Source organism: Haloarchaeobius ordinarius (assembly GCF_051801355.1).
In the GTDB taxonomy this organism is placed as follows: domain Archaea; phylum Halobacteriota; class Halobacteria; order Halobacteriales; family Natrialbaceae; genus Haloarchaeobius.
Genome location: NZ_CP196560.1, coordinates 1,759,677 through 1,775,585, shown reverse-complemented (window position 1 = coordinate 1,775,585; position 15,909 = coordinate 1,759,677). Strand labels below are relative to the sequence as shown.

The window sequence follows — 15,909 nt, the reverse complement described above, 5'->3', positions numbered from 1 at the left end:
TGGCCCCCTACTGCTCCGGCTTCCCGAACGCGAACAGTGTCATCGGCGTCTGATTTTCCGCCCGCGGCGAGAGGTGGTCGGTCACGAGGTCGTCGTAGAACGTGAACCCGCGTCCGCCGAGTGCCCGGTGGGCGTAGGTCGCGAGGTAGAGCCGCCCCAGGGCGATGCCGCCCTCCAGCTGGGCGAGACGGTAGCCGCGGTTCCCGGTCTGTTCGACCACCGAATCCACGTCGGCCATGGCGTAGACGTTCACGGCCGCGTCGCCGACGACGCCCTGGCCGACCGCGAGGTGGCCCGCAGTCTGGCGGTCGACGTACCCGACGGATTCGAGCGTCGACTCCCGTGGGTGGTACTGGTACGCGCCCGGTGGAATCCCCTCGACCGCGTGGACGAGGACGTAGTAGTCGAGCAGCGAGTCCGGTGCGTCGCTGCCGAGGCAATCGATGGGAGCCCCGCCGAGCGCCCGGTCCAGAATCGTCGCGAGCTTCCTGTCGCTGATGGGTTCGTGGCTGTACTCGCGCAGGGAGCCGCGGCGCTCGATGGTGTTCCCGACAGGGCGAGCCGAGGCGGTCGCGTCGTCGACCGGGTCGAGGTCGACAACCTCGCCGTCGCCTGACGCGTGCCTGCCGCAGTCGGCCAGGGAGACGCCCTCGAAACCCTCGCGCCACGCCTCGGCGGTGTCGCCGTCCGGGAGGGTCGACTGGGCCCACGCCTCGTGGACGAGAGGGAACTCGACTGGCTCGGAGTCCAGGTCGATTCCGGGGTCGATGTGTTCGACCGAACCGGGCGCGGGTGCGGGGTCGTCCTCACCCAGCGCGACGAGTTCGAGTGGTGCCTCCCACTCGGGGTCGATACCCAGCAGGTCGACGACCGGCTCGTCCGCGAACCCGGCGACCACCTCGGCCCGGTAACCCGCCCCGTGCGCCACTGCGAGGAGGTTCGCGAGGATGGTCCCGGAGTCCCAGAACGCGTGACGGTAGGTCCGGTCGCGGTACTTCCACGAGTTGCGCCACCACGTCGACGTGGCGACCATCGTGACGGGGGCGTTCGCGACGCCCTCGTGCCCACCGCTGGCGGCCGCGAGGACCCCCCGGAAGTCGCCCTCGCGGAGGACGTGGAACTCGTCGGATTCGGGGTCGTAGTGGTAGACGCCGGCGTCGACGCGGTCGAGGTCGCCCGTTACGGCATAGAGGTCGATATGGTAGAGCTTGCCCGTGCAGGAGGCGGCGCGGAAGGCGGCCTGCTCGCCACGAACCCGAATCGTCTTCGTGATGCCTGCAGCGTAGTGGCAGAGGGTCGGGAGACCGACGCCCTCCGCCGGGTCTCCGAAGCGGTCCGGCATCGGCGTGTTCGTCGCCAACGCGGACAGGACCGGTGCCTCGGCTGGCTCCCCCGGCTCACCAAGCGACACGCGGGGCAGGTCCGTGTACACCTTCGAGGGGCGCGGTCGGTTGTCGAAGTCGAGCGACCAGTCGGTCTCGCGGACGCTCTGCGGGGAGTGCTTCGTGCGCTCGTGGTACTCGCGGGCGTCGACCATGGTGGTCGGTTCGCCGGAACGCGACAAAGGAGTTGGGCCCGTGTGCCAGGTGTTCAGATTCGCCCACCGGTCACCCGGACGATGCCCAGGACGTGCTCCTCGTGGTGGGTCGCTCGCGCCCGGGAACGAAGTGCCTCGCCGGCCTCGGTCACGCGCTCTAAGAGCTTGTCGTGCATCGACTCCTCGTAGCGGAACTTGAACGTCGGCGGCGTCGAGAGAATCGTCAGCGCCCGGAACAGGGCGTTGACGGGTTTCGCCACGGGACGCTCCGAGAGCGCGGCGTCGACGAGGACGACCGTCCCGTCCGCACCGACGAGGTCACACCACTTCCCGACCTCGCCGGCAGGGTCCGACAGCATCCCCGAGACGAACGTCGAGAGCACAGCGTCGATATCACCACAGAACGGTGCCCGGGTCGCGTCGCCGTGGACGAGATGGACGTTGTCCCAGCCGTTCGAGTCGACGAGTCGCTGGGCCCGGACCAGCATCCCGCGCGTGTAATCCAGCCCGACGACGGTGCCTTCGGGCCCAACGCGCTCGCGGAGGTACGGGAGGTTCGCGCCCGTCCCACAGCCCATCTCGACCACGGTGTCACCGCGTTCGAGGTCCAGCGCAGCCGCCGCCCGGTCGCGCAGGCCGCCGATGCCCGGCGTGTATCGCGCCAGCCAGTCGTACAGCCGCGCCCAGCGCCCATAGAACGCCTGGGCGGTCGCCGCACCCCCGCTCATACCAGTTTCCGAACGGTCTCCGCGACGGCGACGGCGTCGTCGCCGAGGATGTAGATGATGGGTTCGATGCCGTAGCTCCCGGTCTGGTACAGGACCGTCGCGGTGGGGTCCTCGGCGATGGCCGCCGCGACAGAGGCGTCGAGGCCGTCCTCGCTCTCGAACTCGGCGGTCTCGTAGCCCAGTTCTTCCAGCCGAGCCAGCAACGCGGCGTCGTACCGGATGTTCGCCGCCGCGCTCACGTCCGCCCCAGCCTCGCGGGCCGCGAGCAACACGGAGGCGACGTACTCGCTCACGCCGAACTCCGGTTCGGCCGGGACCGTCGCCCGCCCCTTGATGTCGACGATGCGGCCCGGAACGCCCGCCACGTCGTCGATGCTCGTGGCTTCCGGGGTACACGCGACGAGGTTCGAGCCGACGTTCGGGATGAGGCCCGCGAAGCCACTCGCGTTCTCCAGCACGCGCAGCCCCCGACGGAGCGAGGACAGCACGCGCTCTGCGGTCCGGAACTCGCTGTCGGCGTCGTGGATGTCGAACTCCGAGCCGTACTCGGCGAGTTCGGGCATCTCGCGCTGGTGGATGGTCGCGAGCAGGTCACCGCGCTCGAGCTTGCGGATGAGGACCTCGGTCTCGACGAGCCCCTGGACGGGCTTCATCGTCCCGTCGGCGAGTCCCTCACCGACGCGGGAGACAAGTTCTTTGACGCGCTCGTCTTCGAGGAACTCCTCGCGCTGGCCCACGTCACCGTGGGCGTACTTCGAGACCGCAGACTGGCTGATTCCCAGCGCCTCTGCGACCTCGCTCTGTGTGAACCCGCGGTCGCGCAGGTCCGCGGCGAGCATGGACCGGAACGTCGGGAGGAACTCCTCGACGACGATCTCTTCGATGAACCTCATTCTTTCTGGTTCCCACTAAACTCGTGGTCACCTTGAATCTTCGAGGCCTGGGGCCCGGCCTGGTCCTGGTACTTCGACCCGCGCTCGGAGCCGTAGGGGCGCTCGGCGGGCGTTTTGAGCTCCGTGAACGTCAACTGGGAGATGCGCATCCCGGGGTTCAGCGCGACCGGTGCGCGACCGAGATTCGAGAGTTCGAGCGTTATCTGACCGCGGTAGCCGGGGTCACACAGCCCGGCGGTCGCGTGGACGACGACCGCGAGCCGACCGAGGGAAGAGCGCCCTTCGACGTGTGCGATGAGGTCAGCAGGAATCTCGACGCGTTCTTTCGTCGTCCCGAGGACGAAGTCGCCAGGGTGGAGGATGAACTCCCCGTCTTCGGGAACGACCGTCTCGCTCACGTACTCCGAGACCTCCGATTCCGACCCCGGGTGGATACACGGGATGTTCGCGTGCTCGAACTCCAGGAACTCGCGTCCCAGCCGCAGGTCCACGCTCGCGGGCTGTACCTGCAACTCGATGTCGTCCAGTGGTTCGATGGCGAGGTCGCCAGCCTCCAGTCGGCGGAGGATATCGCCGTCCGACAGTATCATGGCCGGAGAATGCCGGTGGGTCAGGTAAAAGCTCCCGGTCCGGGCTGGCAGGCGTCAGAGCGAACTCAGGAACACCCCGCCAGCGACGAGCGCGGCCGCGGCAAAGCCCGCAGTCCGGGAGACGTTCCGGGCGCGTTCGAGGCCGTACCCCCAGATGACGGCCTGCCAGGCGGCTGTCCCCAGTCGGAGCACGAGCAACACGACACCGACGGGACCACCGAACACCGCCCGGAACTCACCGATGAACGACTGCGGGTCGGACAACTGGAAGGTCATCCCGGCGAGTACGACCGAGATGGCGAGGGCACCAATCACCGCGCCGATGGCGGTCGGGACGAACCCCCATCCCGTGACCGCGAGCGTCTGGCCGAGGCTCCCGTCGCCGCCGCCGAACGCGGAGAGCACGTGCAACACGACGCCGAGTATCGGCCACGCGAGCAGGAGGCCGACGAAGACGACCGGGAGTTGGCCGGCAGCGACCTCCCAGAACAGCGCGCCTGCGTCCCGTTCGATAGTCTCGGGCTGGTCACAGCCGTCGGTGACCGACCCATCCTCACCGGCCGGCGAGTCGTCGGAGCAGAAGAACTCGGGCGGGCGCTCGGGGTTGTCGACGGTGACGGTCCCGGTGATAGAGGTTGAGGCAGTGTACAGCATCGCGCCGGCGGCTCCGGTCACCACGAGCGAGACGAGGACGACGACGAGGACTGCGGTGCCGAGGCTGCGGCCGGGACCGTCCGGTTCGAAGAAGCCAGCGGGGTCGACCAGCAGGTCGCGGAGGGACATACGCAAACCCGACACTATTGTTACAAATATTTTCTGATGAGAATCGGTGTCGACGGTCGACTCACGGTTCGATACGCTGCGAACCATTAAGCGGCCGAGGCGACGAGAATCACCCGATGCGACGACGACGCTTCGTGCAAGCGGTGGCCGCAGCCCTGACCGCAAGCGTCGCCGGTTGTTCGGACCTCGAAAGCGAACTCCGTGGGAGCACCGAGACATCGAACGGCGGCGTCGCCCTGAAACCGAACGAGGACGACCCACCGCGGGCCGTCCTCCCGAAACCGCCGGGCCACCTCGACATCACGGAACTCAGGAGCACCGGCTCCAGCGTCGGCGCGAACGCCGGTCAGCTCGCGACGTACGAGGGTGAGGAGTCCAGATTCCAGGTCGGCGTGTTCCGGATGGAGAACGACTCACAGGCGAGCAAGCTGGCCGACCGAATCGCCGACCAGGGCCGCTTCTATCGCTTCGACATCGCGGCCCGCCACGGCGTGTTCGTCATCGGCGGTGGTGCCGAGGCTGGAACGCGTGAGGGACTCGTCTCCTTGCTCATCCGGTCCGAGGCGCTCTCGCGCCCGTACCTCGCAGAACACGACCTCTTGGCCGCGGAATAGCCACCGTTTTATCCGAACCGGCCGACGCTACGGCCATGAAGCAGGCCATCGTCGCGCGGACCGACATCGGAATGGGGAAAGGCAAGCTCGCCGCACAGGTCGCCCACGCGTCGCTGTCGGCCTACGAGGACGCCGGCCGCAAAGCCCGGAACGAGTGGAAGGGCTCGGGTCAGAAGAAGGTCGTCCTCAAGGCCAGCGGCGAGCGCGAACTGTTCGAACTCGCCGACAGGGCCGAACGCGAGGGCATCCCCCACGCCATCATCCGCGACGCGGGCCACACGCAACTCGACCCCGGAACGGTCACGGCGCTCGCTGTCGGGCCGGCCGACGACGACCTCGTCGACCGCGTGACCGGCGACCTCTCGCTGTACTGAGTTCGACGGACGCCGAACGAAATCCCTTATTCCCGGCCGGGCGAACACCCGCTCGTGACGCGATTCATCGCGGGTGGTGCCTGATGCGAGACGCACACCCACGCGAACGAGCGGTCGGCATGGAGTACTACGTGAGCGACGCCGACGGGGTCGGCGGGCACCTGCGCGACCGCGACCGCGACTTCCGGGTCCGCGAGGTCGAGGCGTTCGACGCCGAACCGGTCGACGCCCCGTCCAGCGACTACCCGTACCTCGTGGTGCGGGCGACGCTGCACGGCTGGGACACCAACGACTTCGCGCGCCAGCTCGCGAACGACCTGGAGATGAGCCGCGGCCGGGTCTCGTGGGCCGGCACGAAGGACAAACACGCCGTGACGACGCAGCTGTTCACGCTGCAGGACGTCGACCCGGCCGACCTGCCCGACCTGAACGGGGTCGACCTGGAGGTCGTCGGTCGCGCCGGGCGGGCGCTCATGTTCGGTGACCTCGTCGGCAACGAGTTCGAGATAACCGTCTCGGACGCCGATACGCCCGAGAACGCCGCGACCATCACCGACGAACTGCGCGAGTTCGGCGACGGTGACGTGGCGGTCCCGAACTTCTTCGGCCAGCAACGCTTCGGCAGCAAGCGGCCGGTGACCCACGAGGTCGGGCTGGCAATCGCTCGCGACGACTGGAAGGGAGCGGTGATGGCGTACCTCGGGAGTCCCGACGACGAAGAGCCCGAGGGGACACAGGAGGCGCGCCGGCTCGTCGACGAGACCGAGGACTGGCAGGCCGCACTGGACGCCTTCCCGCATCGGCTGCGCTACGAGCGCTCGATGCTCCACGTGCTCGTCGAGAACGGTGGGAGCGAGCCCGAGGATTTCCGCGAAGCCCTCGAAGTACTCCCCGAGAACCTGCAGGCGCTGTTCGTCCACGCCGCGCAGTCGTACGCGTACAACCTGATGCTGAGCACGCGCCTCGAACGTGGACTCCCGTTCACGAAGCCGGTGGCTGGCGACGTGGTCTGCTTCGCGGACCGCGACGGCCCGGCAGACCTGGCGCTCCCGGACACCGACCGACTCCAGCGGGTGACCGAGAAGCGCGTGGACACCATCGCGCGCCACTGCGAGCGCGGCCGGGCGTTCGTGACCGCGCCGCTGGTCGGGACGGAGACGGAACTCGGCGAGGGAGAACCAGGCGAAATCGAGCGCGAAGTCCTCGACGACCTCGACCTCGAACCGGGCGACTTCGACCTGCCGGGGGAGTTCTACAGCGCCGGGACGCGGCGGGCCATCCTCGTCGGGACGGATCTGTCCGTCGACAGCGAACCGCTCACGTTCTCGTTCACGTTGCCGAAGGGGTCCTACGCGACCGTCGTGCTCCGGGAGTACCTCAAGGCCGACCCGCTGGACCTGGGCTGAGCCAGCAGTCCGACAGACGGCTGTTGCAAGGGCAAGCAGGCGACGCGCTGCGGTCCGACGGGCGCTGCGTCGCACGACCGCGGGACGCCTGCCGGTGCTACTCAGAGCACACCCGTCGTGGTCCCGTCCTGGCACTTCAACTCGTGGACTGCGAGAACCGCACCGCTTTTCCCCGGCTACTCGATAGCTACGTCCATGCAATGCGGGCAGTGTGCGACGGCGCTCGAGAAGCCGGGAGACTACTGTCTCACCTGCCACACTGCCAACTGCGACGCAGTCGTGGCCGACTGCGCCCGCGAACGGACGACGCTGACTTTCCTCGACGGCGAGGACGTCGTCGGCGAGACGACCGTGACGACCGTGCCCGAAGACGGCGACGAGACGGGTGTCGTCGAGTTGCGCAACTACGCCGGCAAGGTGGCCGACGAGATTCGTCGCAAACGACCGGAGACGGTGTACGCCGCCGGGGAGCGGTCGGTCATCCGTGAGGCCCGTGCCCAGCTCCACCACGAGTTCTATCGCGTCAGCGACGAGGACCCCGTCTCGGCGGTCCTCGACCGCCTCGGTGAACCTGCACTGGAGGTCGTCGACCTCGCGCCACGCGAGAAGATCGGCGGGTCGCACTCGACGCTCATCGGCGGGCGAACCGGCCAGCGGACCATCCGAACGGTCGCCGAACACCCCCACGTCAAGAAGGTCGTCCCCGGCCCTATCGAGGCCGGCGGCTCCAGTTCGCAGGCGAGCGTCGGGGCGAAGGTGACTCGTGCGGACGGGAACGGGAACGTCCGCCTGCTGATTCGTGACGGCTCCAGCGTCCAGGAGAACCGGGTCGTGACGACGGCGGGAGACCGCGAGATGGGCGAGCGCGTCCGCGACGACCTGAACGCGGCACTGGTGGACGCCGAACTGCAGTGAAGAGCCACGGTCACGGGTGCGCGACCAACTGCCGCCAGCGAGACCTCCGAACCGCCGGGTAGGCGTGCTACCACCCCGTTCGAGACGACCTATGCCCTCCGGGACGAATCAGTAAACTGGGGACTATGGCAGCGATTCAGCGACGGCAGTATCTGGCGGCGGTCGGGAGCGGCCTCGTGGCGCTCTCCGTCGGTGTCATCGGTGGGAACGTCGGACGGAACGAGCTGAGTCGACCGGGGAGTCGACCGACGGGAGCAGGCGCGAACCAGGTCGGGAACGGCGTGGTGGAACCGCTACAGTTCAACACGACAGGCATGGTCAGACTGGATTTCGAGCGCGACGCGGACGGAAACGTCGAGTTCGACGACCCCGTCTCCGGCACCAGCTTCGAGACGAACGGCGACGAGGTCGAGTTCGACGACCCGTTCACCCGCTGCCGGGAACGACCGAGTGAGGCCTTCTTCGAACTCGAACGTATCGGCCGCCCCGGGAGCGACCTCGACTACCTCGAACTCGAACGCGACGGCGACGCCATCGACTTCCGGCTCGCTCTCGCCGGGGAGTACATCGAGGCGGAGTTCGACGACGGTCACTACGAACTGACCGTCGACGCGGCACCGCTCGACTTCGAGGACGACGGTGGAAACGACGTCGAGTACCGCGGCGAGTTCTTCGACTTCGAGACGAAGGGACGAGCGGTCGAGGTCCGTGGGTCGCTCCGACTCGATTTCGACGGCGTCGACGACCTGGAGTTGCGCGACTTCGGTATCGACTTCCAGTCAGACGCGAACGAGTTCCGCAGTTCCTCGGCCGAAATCGGACTCGACTTCGACCGTGGTACGGGCGAGTTCGAGGCGGGTCGGTTCGTCTGAGCACCGGGCTGTACCGCCGCGACTGTTTCGAGCCCCGCGATATTCTCGCCATGTTTTCTTAGATTTTAAATACTATTCTGATGCAATTATTTTGCATGACCGACGCCCCGGCGCTCGAACTCCCCGACGGACCGGGGGCGACGGCGTCGCACGACGACAGCGGGACCGTCCCGCCGCCGATTCCCCCGGGGGACGCCGACGCCTGGTACGCACCCGACGTCCGGGCACAGTACTCACTCGGCCCCGAGACCGTCGCGACGATTCGCGAGACGGACGAGGGATTCCACTACCGGGTCCGCGAGCCGTCGCTGACCGAGACGGACGACGCGGTGCTCGACCGGATTCGAACCCACTTCGGTGGTGCGAACCTGCGCCTCCCCCGGACCCGTGAAGGGACCGCGAGCCGGATGCGGACAGGCTTTCGCGAGAAGTACGAGCGTGTCCTCGACCGGCTACTGACCGGCACCGCCGCCGCTGAACGTCGGCTCCGGTACCACGTTCGGCGAGACGTCGCCTGTCTGGGCGAACTCACCCCGCTGGCGATGGACGACAGTATCGAGGTCGCCGACCCCAGCGGCGACTGGTTGGCGGTTCACACGACCGACTTCGCCCCGGCGACGACAGACCTGCCGTCGTCTGTCCCGCACCTCGACCGGTTCGCGAGTGAGCGTCTCGCGACCTACACCGTGGACTTCCGCGGGTTCGAGGTTCCCGTGGTGCTCTACCGGGAGAACCTCATCGGCTCCGACGTGTTCGCGACGAAGTACGCCGTCCTCGAGCCGGGCCTCCTGCCGGGTGACGAAGCACTCATCCAGGCCTGCAAGGACCGTATCTGGGAGACGAACGTCTCGCAGGTCGTCGACGACAGCGCGGTCGTCGTGCGCGACCAGGCCGAACGGTTCCTCTCCCGACAGCTCACGGCCGCGAACGCGAGCGCCTGGCTCGACGCGACCGGTCACCGCGTCCGCGAGGCGCTGGCGGATGCGGGGGTCGGCGTGCCACCGGTCGACGGGCGCTACGACGAGGCGCGACTGGCCGACCTCGTCTACTACGTGCTGCGCGACTACGTCGGGCAGGGCCAGCTCACCGTGCCCATCCGGGACCCGAACCTCGAAGACATCGAGGCGAACCGGGTCGGTGAGCGCGTGAAGGTCGTCCCGCGAACCGAACTCGGCCACGACGGCCGTGTCCCCACGAACCTCGTCTTCGAGGAGGAGGCCGCGTTCGTCAACGTCGTCACGCAACTGGCGGCCGCCGACGGCGTCGAACTCAGCGCGTCGAACCCGTCCGCGAAGGTGAACCTGCGACCACGAGAGGTCGACGAGGACGTGACCATCCGGTGTGCGGTCGCGCTGCCGGTCATCTCCGAGGACGGCCCACACATCTCCATCCGAAAACAGGCTCCCGATGCCCTCACGCCGGTCGACCTCGTCTCCGGCGGGTCGATGACCGCCGACCTGGTCACCCTGCTCTGGATGCTGTACGAACACCACGGCGTCGTGCTCTTCGCGGGTCCGACCGGGGTCGGAAAGACGACCCTCATGAACGCGCACATGCCCTTCGTCGCCTACGACGACCGCCCCATCAGCATCGACGAGGGGTCCCGGGAGGTCAGACTCCCGCACGAGACGGGCGTCTCGCTGACCACGCGGGACCACGAGGACGAGTTCAAGGCGGTCACGATGGCCGACCTGATGACCGAGGCGAACTACCTGAATCCGGACGTGGAGGTCATCGCCGAGATCAACACCCCCGCCTCGTTCGCGACCTTCGCCGAGAGTCTGGCGACTGGCCACGGCCTGCTGGGGACCGTCCACGCCCAGAACGTCGAGAAACTCGTCAACCGCGTCGTCGAGCAGGGCCTGCCGCCGTATCTCCTCCGTGAACTCGACCTCGTCGTCTTCCCGAGACACGTCGAGGGCGAGCGGTACGTCGGCGAGGCTATCGAGTTCGTCACCGCCGAGCAGTACGAGGACTGCCGGGGGCGCTGTGGCGTGGTCGAGAAGACCGGAACCGCGGTGTACTGGAACAGCGTGTTCGAGCGAACCGTCGAGGGCGGGTTCGAGTTCGGCTACAGTCACCCGGACCTGCACGACGGTGACGCCGAGCGGACCGACCTCTGCACTTTCGACGCACTGGCCGACCGCACCGACCGACCTCCGCAAGCGGTCGAGGACGAGTTCCACCGGAAGCATCGCTACGTCCAATACCTCGTCAGGGCGGGCATCGACGACTTCGACGACCTGTTCGGGTTTCTCTGTGACCTCCAGACGGACGAGGCTGCGACGGTCGAACGCATCCGCGGGCGGAGGGAGACGTGAGCCAGTCGAGCGTCGCGGAAACGGTGTCCTCCAGACCGTCCACGGACGCGACCACGACAGACACCGAGCGACCGGCCCTCGTCGGCGACCGTGACTCCCTCCTCGACCGTCTCTGTTACGCGCTGTTCTCCCGGCACGCCGACCGGCGACGGCACGACGCCGACCGGAAACACTACCGTGCGACGGCTATCGACGTGCCGTTCGACCTCTACGTCTCTCGGGTGTACGCGCTGTCGTGGCTGGTCGGCATCGCCGGTGCGGTCTTCGGCGGCTGGCTCACCCTGACACTGGGCGAGCACCCCGTGACGACCGTCGTCGACTTCCTCGCCGCAGGGGCCCCGATACTCGCCCCGGGCGCGGTCCCGACGTTGCCGCCACTCGTGCTGGCAGCCGGTGTCGGTGGCGCACTCGGGCTCACCGGCAAGTGGACCACGCGACTGGTGGGCGGCCGCTACCTCCGGTGGGTCGCCGCGGCCCGCCGGAGCGACATCGAGCGCACGTTGCCCGGCGCGGTCCGGTACCTCCGGGCGCTCTCGACGGGGAGCGACGACCAGCGTGCGATGCTCCGGAAGGTCGCCGACAATCGGGAAGCATACGGGGAAACGGCCGTCGCCGCCCGCACCGTGCTGAACAAGACGGCGCTCACCGGGAGCCTCGACGCCGGGTTGCGACTCGTCGCCCGGGACACGCCCTCTCGCGACGCGCTGGCTCCCTTCCTGTTGAAGTTTCGTGAGCACGCCGACCAGGGGACCGCCGAGTTGACCAGTTACCTCCGGATGGAAGCCCGGATGCTCGGCCATCGCCAGACCCGTGACCGTGACCGGGCGGAGGGCTTTCTCGAACTCCTCGCGGAGCTGTTCATCGTCCTGCTCGTCCTCCCCGCGTTGCTCGTCATCGTCCTGACCGTGATGAGCGTGCTGACGCCCGGGTTGAACCAGCCGACACCGACGCCGCTGGGACCGGTGACGCCGCGCCAGCTCATCGTCTACGGGTCGGCCCTGTTCGTCCTGGTCGTGGGCTGGTGTGCGGCCAGTCTCGTCGGCCACCTTCGCCCGCCGAACGGTGTCCCGTCCTACTGCCGACCGCCGGGGGTCATCGGGACACTCGCGACCGCGACGTCGAACCCCGCCAGCGCCGCAGTCGTCTGGCTACTCCCCTCGCTCCTGTTCGCCCTGGTCGTCTTCGTCGCGGGTGAACACCCGCTGTCGGCCGTGCTCCTCGGCTACGTCGCCTACGCCCTCCCGGTCGGTTCGGTCGCGATGCGCCGCGCCGGGGTCGACGACGCCAAAGACCGTGAGATAAAGGACTTCGTCCACGCCATCTCGGGCCACATCGCACTCGGGCGACCGTTCGCCGAATCGGTGACACTCGTCGCCCGTGACGTGGACCTGGGTGCACTCGACGCCGACGTGGCCGACCTCGCGTTCAACGCGAACCTCACCACCAGACACGGCGACCTCCGGGCGCAGGCGCTGGCGCGATTCGTCGACCGCGTCGGCACACCGCTGGCCGAGCAGACCATGGGGCTCGTCACGGGCGCGCTCGACGCCGGCAGCGACGTGGAGACCGTCTTCGACACGCTCCAGACCGAGGTCGGCCGACTCTACCACGAGAAGAAGGCGCTTCAGAACGCGATGCTCGTGTACGTCGCGGTCGGCTGGACCGTCGCGCTCCTCATCGTCGGTATCATGATCGCCGTCAACAGCTACGTGCTGGACAGCTTCGCCCAGCTCTCGGCCGTCTCGACGCCGGGTACCGGATTCGCACTCGACCCGAACGCGGTGCAGGTCGACCGCGAGCACTTCCGCTTTTACGTCGTCACCCAGGCGACGATGCTCGCCAGCGGCTGGTTCGCCGGGATGGCGAACCGCGGCTGGTACGACGCCTTGCTCCACTCCGGCGGCCTCGTCCTCGTCGCCCACGTCGTGTTCCGCGGGGTTGGGATGGTATGAGAGGTACGGAACGGACGACGCGGGCCCAGTCCTCGGTCATCGGCGTCGCGCTCTTGCTCGGTATCACCGTCCTCGCGCTCGGTGCCCTCACCGCGAGTATCGGACTCGCCGTCGAGAACGGCGCGGCGGCAGCCGACGCCAGTCGGGTCAGCGACGGGATGGATAGCGCACTCCGGCCGGTCGAGGTCACGGGGAGCCACGTCGGGCGCATCCGGGCGACCGACGGCACCCTCCGGACCGTGCCACGGACCGTCCGCGTGCTGAACGACTCGGCGACCGTCGCCACCGTCGAAGCGGACGCACTGGTGTACGAGACCGGCAGTCACCGCGTCGCGTTTCTAGCCGGTGCCATCGTCCGCGGGGACGGCCCCGGTGCTCGGCTGGCCCGCGACCCACCTGTGGTCGCGAGCGCAGGTGGCAACGTCCTCGTCGTCGGCGTCGCCACGCTCGACGAGACCGCCGCGATGAGCCTCGCGGGCCACCCCGTCGACCTCCGGACGAACGTCTCGCACGACCGGCGGCAACTCCGCGACGACGAGTACCGCCTCGCCATCGAGACCACGACACCGGCCGCGTGGCGCGACTACTTCGAGTCCCTCGGCGCGACCGTGACCAGTCGCGACCTCGACGGTGACGGCACCGAGAGCGTCGTCGCGACGTTCCCCGGCGAGCGGACGCTCTACCTCGTCGTCCACGACATGAAACTGGAGGTGGGCGAATGAGGGACCTGTTCGGCACCACCAGCACCCGCGGAACCGGCCGCGGCCTGTCGCCCGTCGTCGGGAAGGTGATGGAGACCAGCGTCGTCCTGTTGTACCTCGGTTTGCTCACCACGACCCTCTATGCGGGCGTCGTCCCGGACTACCGGGCGGCGACCGGCGACGAGGTCGCAGACCGGACCCTCTCGGGGGTCGCCCAGCGGGTCGAGGCCGCGGTTCCGCCGAACGCGTCGCACGTCGCGGTCCACAGGACCGTCGACCTCCCGCGGACGATTCGCGGGAAACCGTACGAGGTCCAGACCGATGGAAGTCGCCTCGTGCTGATTCATCCCGACCATCGAGTGACGAGCGCGGTGACGCTCGCCCTCCCCGACCACGTTGCCCGGGTGGAGGGAAACTGGTCGAGTTCGGCCCCCACCGTGGTGGTGGTCGTGCCCGCCCCCGACTCCGACGGCGTTCTCGTTCGTCTCGAACGAGGTGACGAGCGATGAGGGCACTGCCACCGCGGAGTCGCACCCGTGCCCAGGCCAACCTCGTCGCCCTCGGTATCGCACTGCTCGCCCTCACGGCGGTCCTCGGCGTGGCCCTCGTCGTCGCCGACGGTGCGCTCTCGGGCGCGGACCGCGACCCGGGCGAGCGCCGCCTCGCCGTCTCGCTGTCGAACCGACTCGTCGCCGCCGACGGTGCACTCACGACCCGGGCGAACGTGCTGGACGCGGCCGCCGTCCACTCGCTCGACACGGCCGCGCTCTCCCGTCAGTTTCCCGCCACCGACGGCCACGACGTCCGGGTTCGACTGGGCGACCGAACCCTCGTCGAGACGGGTGACGTGACAGGCGGAACGACCATGCGCCGTATCGTCCTCGTCGAGCGCGAGACGAGCGTGGCGATGACACCGAACCTGACCGCTGACGGGGCAGTTACGCTCCCACGGCGGACCGACCGCGTCACCCTGCAGGTCACGCCACCGACGGGGGTGACCGTCACGACGGTCCGGGCGAACGACCGCGTGGTCCTCCACGACCCCGGCGGGATTCGCGGGACCGTCACAGTCCCCGTCTCTCGCTTCGAGACGACGACCGTCGCGTTCGACGCCACGGGGGCGCTCCAGCCCGGGAGCGTCGACCTGACCTACTACCCGACCCAGACCACGAAGGCCGTGCTGGTGGTGACCGTCGATGCGTGAGGGAGAGCGGGGCTGTCGTAACGGGCGCGGCCAACTCTCGTTACCGGCCATCGAGGCCGGTATCGGCGTGTTGCTCGTCCTCGGCGTCGTGACCATGTTCGCGTTTCCCCTCGCGGACGCGAACGCCGGACAGGCACAGCTCGACGCGTACGCCAGCGACGCGGCGAGCGTGCTGGCTGGTGAGCCACCCCGTCACGGCGGGTCGACGCGGCTCTCCGAGGTCGCTGCGTCCGCAGCGTCGTTCACCCGGGAGAGGGACGCGCTCGACCGCCGCGTCGACCGCATCCTCCCCGAGAACCTGCTCTACCGGGTCGAGACACCACACGGAGCCGTCGGCTATCGCGCACCAGCCGGTGTTCCGGTGGGCGTCGCGACGGTCCCAACTGGCAACGGCGACGTGACGATACGGGTGTGGTACGTGTGAGGCGGGGCGGAACCGGAGAGGGACACGGTCGCGGTCAACTCGTGCTGGCAGCCGCAGGCGTCCTCGCCATCGCCCTGCTCCCACTCGCACTCGCGTACCTGCAACTCGGGGCCCACCCCGACGTCGTCGCGACCGCCGAGTCCGGCACGCCGGTCCACGACGGCGTGGGCGTGCTGGAACGCGCCGTCCACGAGGCTGGCAGCGACGCGACCGGACGACCGTGGGCAGACCGCGAGGCCGCCGTTGCGCAGGTTCGGAGCGACCTCCAGCCGCGGTTCGAGACGCTCGAAGCCTCGCAAGTGGCCGACGTTATCGCCTACGAGGTCGCCTACAACCGGACCGCGGCGACCGCGTGGGCCGCGACCGGGTGTCCGTCTGGCCCACGGCGGCAGTTCGGCGACTGTGCCGCGTCCGACGGCGTCGTCGTCCAGGAACGTGCCGGCGAGACGACCGTCCTCGCGGTCGCGGTCGACCTGACCGTGACGACCCGGGACGGGGTTTCGGACGTCACGGTCGTGGTACCGGTGGTAGGTCACGGCTAACGGATGGCTCACCGGAACCGGCTTCTCAGCTGGTCGCGCTGGACCGGGGTCGA

At 68.7% G+C, this 15,909-nt stretch carries 17 protein-coding genes; 12 read left to right on the top strand and 5 right to left on the bottom strand.

Going from position 1 to position 15,909, the window contains the following annotated elements; genetic code table 11:
• Window positions 1–7 precede the first annotated feature (7 nt).
• From ACSC1R_RS09230 to ACSC1R_RS09210, 5 genes are read right to left on the bottom strand one after another with little or no spacing between them, the layout of a single operon-like run.
• A complete protein-coding gene (locus ACSC1R_RS09230; RefSeq protein WP_439025454.1) occupies window positions 8–1,537 on the bottom strand; it encodes a SagB family peptide dehydrogenase in 1,530 nt (509 codons plus the stop codon).
• Window positions 1,538–1,590: 53 nt separating this feature from the next.
• The gene (locus ACSC1R_RS09225) at window positions 1,591–2,265 is read right to left on the bottom strand and encodes a class I SAM-dependent methyltransferase (RefSeq protein ID WP_439025453.1); all 675 of its coding nucleotides are present in this window, start codon (window positions 2,263–2,265) and stop codon (window positions 1,591–1,593) included.
• A complete protein-coding gene (locus ACSC1R_RS09220; RefSeq protein WP_439025452.1) occupies window positions 2,262–3,158 on the bottom strand; it encodes a thiamine-phosphate synthase family protein in 897 nt (298 codons plus the stop codon). The genes ACSC1R_RS09225 and ACSC1R_RS09220 overlap by 4 nt, the downstream gene beginning before the upstream one ends.
• Entirely contained in the window at window positions 3,155–3,748 is a 594-nt protein-coding gene (gene dcd, locus ACSC1R_RS09215) for a dCTP deaminase (RefSeq protein WP_439025451.1), read from the bottom strand. The genes ACSC1R_RS09220 and dcd overlap by 4 nt, the downstream gene beginning before the upstream one ends.
• Before the next feature lie 54 nt (window positions 3,749–3,802).
• A complete protein-coding gene (locus tag ACSC1R_RS09210; RefSeq protein ID WP_439025450.1) occupies window positions 3,803–4,531 on the bottom strand; it encodes a Yip1 family protein in 729 nt (242 codons plus the stop codon).
• Between the two features lie 116 nt (window positions 4,532–4,647).
• On the opposite strand from ACSC1R_RS09210, the gene ACSC1R_RS09205 reads away from it, so the two are divergent.
• The 12 genes from ACSC1R_RS09205 (at window position 4,648) to ACSC1R_RS09150 (ending at window position 15,856) form a co-directional block, all read left to right on the top strand.
• The gene (locus ACSC1R_RS09205) at window positions 4,648–5,145 is read left to right on the top strand and encodes a hypothetical protein (protein WP_439025449.1); all 498 of its coding nucleotides are present in this window, start codon (window positions 4,648–4,650) and stop codon (window positions 5,143–5,145) included.
• Window positions 5,146–5,180: 35 nt separating this feature from the next.
• Window positions 5,181–5,519, top strand: a complete 339-nt coding sequence (gene pth2, locus ACSC1R_RS09200; RefSeq protein ID WP_439025448.1) for a peptidyl-tRNA hydrolase Pth2 — start codon at window positions 5,181–5,183, stop codon at window positions 5,517–5,519.
• Window positions 5,520–5,602: 83 nt separating this feature from the next.
• Window positions 5,603–6,925: a tRNA pseudouridine(13) synthase TruD gene (gene truD / locus ACSC1R_RS09195; protein WP_439025447.1), complete on the top strand. Its 1,323-nt coding sequence runs from the start codon at window positions 5,603–5,605 to the stop codon at window positions 6,923–6,925.
• Between the two features lie 195 nt (window positions 6,926–7,120).
• Complete coding sequence (locus tag ACSC1R_RS09190) at window positions 7,121–7,840, top strand: DUF2103 domain-containing protein (RefSeq protein ID WP_439025446.1); 720 nt, start codon at window positions 7,121–7,123, stop codon at window positions 7,838–7,840.
• A 125-nt stretch (window positions 7,841–7,965) separates the two neighbouring features.
• Window positions 7,966–8,712 (top strand): hypothetical protein, encoded by a 747-nt coding sequence (locus ACSC1R_RS09185; RefSeq protein ID WP_439025445.1) that lies wholly within the window; start codon window positions 7,966–7,968, stop codon window positions 8,710–8,712.
• A gap of 95 nt (window positions 8,713–8,807) precedes the next feature.
• Window positions 8,808–11,033: a type II/IV secretion system ATPase subunit gene (locus tag ACSC1R_RS09180; RefSeq protein ID WP_439025444.1), complete on the top strand. Its 2,226-nt coding sequence runs from the start codon at window positions 8,808–8,810 to the stop codon at window positions 11,031–11,033.
• A complete protein-coding gene (locus ACSC1R_RS09175; RefSeq protein ID WP_439025443.1) occupies window positions 11,030–12,985 on the top strand; it encodes a type II secretion system F family protein in 1,956 nt (651 codons plus the stop codon). The genes ACSC1R_RS09180 and ACSC1R_RS09175 overlap by 4 nt, the downstream gene beginning before the upstream one ends.
• On the top strand, window positions 12,982–13,707 hold the full coding sequence (locus tag ACSC1R_RS09170; RefSeq protein WP_439025442.1) for a DUF7289 family protein: 726 nt from the start codon (window positions 12,982–12,984) through the stop codon (window positions 13,705–13,707). Before ACSC1R_RS09175 ends, ACSC1R_RS09170 begins: the two co-directional genes overlap by 4 nt.
• On the top strand, window positions 13,704–14,195 hold the full coding sequence (locus tag ACSC1R_RS09165) for a DUF7266 family protein (RefSeq protein ID WP_439025441.1): 492 nt from the start codon (window positions 13,704–13,706) through the stop codon (window positions 14,193–14,195). The genes ACSC1R_RS09170 and ACSC1R_RS09165 overlap by 4 nt, the downstream gene beginning before the upstream one ends.
• Window positions 14,192–14,890, top strand: coding sequence for a DUF7263 family protein (locus ACSC1R_RS09160; protein WP_439025440.1), 699 nt, complete (start codon window positions 14,192–14,194; stop codon window positions 14,888–14,890). The genes ACSC1R_RS09165 and ACSC1R_RS09160 overlap by 4 nt, the downstream gene beginning before the upstream one ends.
• Entirely contained in the window at window positions 14,883–15,314 is a 432-nt protein-coding gene (locus ACSC1R_RS09155; protein WP_439025439.1) for a DUF7262 family protein, read from the top strand. Before ACSC1R_RS09160 ends, ACSC1R_RS09155 begins: the two co-directional genes overlap by 8 nt.
• On the top strand, window positions 15,302–15,856 hold the full coding sequence (locus ACSC1R_RS09150; RefSeq protein WP_439025438.1) for a DUF7261 family protein: 555 nt from the start codon (window positions 15,302–15,304) through the stop codon (window positions 15,854–15,856). Before ACSC1R_RS09155 ends, ACSC1R_RS09150 begins: the two co-directional genes overlap by 13 nt.
• The last annotated feature ends 53 nt before the right edge of the window (window positions 15,857–15,909 follow it).

What these genes read in the sequence shown, in the direction of transcription:
- ACSC1R_RS09230 (WP_439025454.1), bottom strand. Translation starts at nt 1,537, where the DNA reads ATGGTCGACGCCCGCGAGTACCACGAGCGCACGAAGCACTCCCCGCAG.
- ACSC1R_RS09225 (WP_439025453.1), bottom strand. Translation starts at nt 2,265, where the DNA reads ATGAGCGGGGGTGCGGCGACCGCCCAGGCGTTCTATGGGCGCTGGGCG.
- ACSC1R_RS09220 (WP_439025452.1), bottom strand. Translation starts at nt 3,158, where the DNA reads ATGAGGTTCATCGAAGAGATCGTCGTCGAGGAGTTCCTCCCGACGTTC.
- dcd (WP_439025451.1), bottom strand. Translation starts at nt 3,748, where the DNA reads ATGATACTGTCGGACGGCGATATCCTCCGCCGACTGGAGGCTGGCGAC.
- ACSC1R_RS09210 (WP_439025450.1), bottom strand. Translation starts at nt 4,531, where the DNA reads ATGTCCCTCCGCGACCTGCTGGTCGACCCCGCTGGCTTCTTCGAACCG.
- ACSC1R_RS09205 (WP_439025449.1), top strand. Translation starts at nt 4,648, where the DNA reads ATGCGACGACGACGCTTCGTGCAAGCGGTGGCCGCAGCCCTGACCGCA.
- pth2 (WP_439025448.1), top strand. Translation starts at nt 5,181, where the DNA reads ATGAAGCAGGCCATCGTCGCGCGGACCGACATCGGAATGGGGAAAGGC.
- truD (WP_439025447.1), top strand. Translation starts at nt 5,603, where the DNA reads ATGCGAGACGCACACCCACGCGAACGAGCGGTCGGCATGGAGTACTAC.
- ACSC1R_RS09190 (WP_439025446.1), top strand. Translation starts at nt 7,121, where the DNA reads ATGCAATGCGGGCAGTGTGCGACGGCGCTCGAGAAGCCGGGAGACTAC.
- ACSC1R_RS09185 (WP_439025445.1), top strand. Translation starts at nt 7,966, where the DNA reads ATGGCAGCGATTCAGCGACGGCAGTATCTGGCGGCGGTCGGGAGCGGC.
- ACSC1R_RS09180 (WP_439025444.1), top strand. Translation starts at nt 8,808, where the DNA reads ATGACCGACGCCCCGGCGCTCGAACTCCCCGACGGACCGGGGGCGACG.
- ACSC1R_RS09170 (WP_439025442.1), top strand. Translation starts at nt 12,982, where the DNA reads ATGAGAGGTACGGAACGGACGACGCGGGCCCAGTCCTCGGTCATCGGC.
- ACSC1R_RS09165 (WP_439025441.1), top strand. Translation starts at nt 13,704, where the DNA reads ATGAGGGACCTGTTCGGCACCACCAGCACCCGCGGAACCGGCCGCGGC.
- ACSC1R_RS09160 (WP_439025440.1), top strand. Translation starts at nt 14,192, where the DNA reads ATGAGGGCACTGCCACCGCGGAGTCGCACCCGTGCCCAGGCCAACCTC.
- ACSC1R_RS09155 (WP_439025439.1), top strand. Translation starts at nt 14,883, where the DNA reads ATGCGTGAGGGAGAGCGGGGCTGTCGTAACGGGCGCGGCCAACTCTCG.